Below are 1,248 nucleotides of genomic sequence, written 5' to 3' on the forward strand. Positions count from 1 at the left end.
GGGATGGAAGGTGCGGAAATGATCCGGCGTGAAGCCGCGCGCTTCGAGCAACGCGATGGCCAGCGCATCGCCGATCACCAGTTGCAGCAGCGTCGATGTCGTCGGTGCCAGGCCGTGCGGGCAGGCTTCCGGCGCACGCGGCAGCAGGAGCACCACATCGGCAGCACGCGCCAGCGCCGATCGCTCTCCGGCAGTGACCGCGATCAGCGGAATCGAGAAGCGCCTGGAATAGGCGATGATGCCCTTGAGCTCGCGGCTCTCGCCCGACCACGACATGGCGATGATGGCATCGTCCTTGGCGATCATGCCGAGGTCGCCATGATTGGCCTCGGCAGGATGGACGAAGAAAGCCGGCGTGCCGGTCGACGCGAGCGTTGCGGCGATCTTTGAGCCGATGTGGCCGCTCTTGCCGACGCCGGTGACGATGACGCGGCCCTCGATTTGCGACACCATGTCGACGGCGTGCGCGAACGGTTCGGTCAATCCGTTTTCGAGCGCGGCCGCCAGCGCCGCGACACCGGCCTGCTCAGTCGCTACCGTTCTAAGCGCCGAGGCGATCGAAGCTTGCCCATCGAGCCGCTTCTTGTCTGGGGATCTCGCATGCATGGCTGATGCGATTAGCGCTTTGCCGCGCGCCTGTCCAACGGAATTGCCATCCAGCGAGGCCTGATCCACCGCTGCCTCAACCCTCCGTTAACCATCCCCATTTACGGTTCGGTAAGTATGGCGCGCGTGCGCCGCGCAAGCAGTGGTGGCGATGTCCGGGGCCCAGCCTGAAAAGAAAAGAAGACGAAACGGCAAAGCGGTCTGCGCCTTGCTGCTGGCGACCAGCGTCTTCGCCTTGCTGCGGCCTGCGCAGCCCTATGCCCAGGTAACCGAGCTGCGCGGCGAGGTTTCAGAATCGGCAATTCTGGACGATCAGCAGCGCAAGACCAGGCAATTGAGCATGGCCAGCGCCGAGGATCAGACGGCGCAGGCCGGCGCAACCACCCAGAGCACTGCGCCGGCACCCACCTATCAGCCGGCCAGCCCGGGCGCCGTACAGGACGACGACATGGCATCCGCCACCGGCAGCATTTTTGATCCGCCGGAGGCCACCGACGACGCGTTTGCGGACACCCCCGCTCCCGTCCCGCCGCGCCGGCCATCGAGCGCAACGCAAGGGGCGGCCGATCAAGACGAAGCCGCCGAGACACAAGCCACCCCGGCGACTGCAGCCACGACGGATGACACGGACACCGGCGAAAC

At 66.0% G+C, this 1,248-nt stretch carries 1 protein-coding gene and 1 pseudogene; one reads left to right on the plus strand and one right to left on the minus strand.

Going from position 1 to position 1,248, the window contains the following annotated elements; translation table 11 throughout:
• On the minus strand, positions 1-606 hold a 606-nt coding region (locus tag EOA86_RS35170), incomplete at its 3' end, for an SIS domain-containing protein (protein WP_128345684.1).
• 151 nt (positions 607-757) lie between these two features.
• Between EOA86_RS35170 and EOA86_RS35175 the strand changes: the two are divergent.
• A pseudogene (locus tag EOA86_RS35175) lies at positions 758-1,248 on the plus strand (hypothetical protein); the annotation flags it as partial.

It is taken from the genome of Mesorhizobium sp. M5C.F.Ca.IN.020.32.2.1, from assembly GCF_004023105.1.
Taxonomy (GTDB): Bacteria; Pseudomonadota; Alphaproteobacteria; order Rhizobiales; family Rhizobiaceae; genus Mesorhizobium; species Mesorhizobium wenxiniae.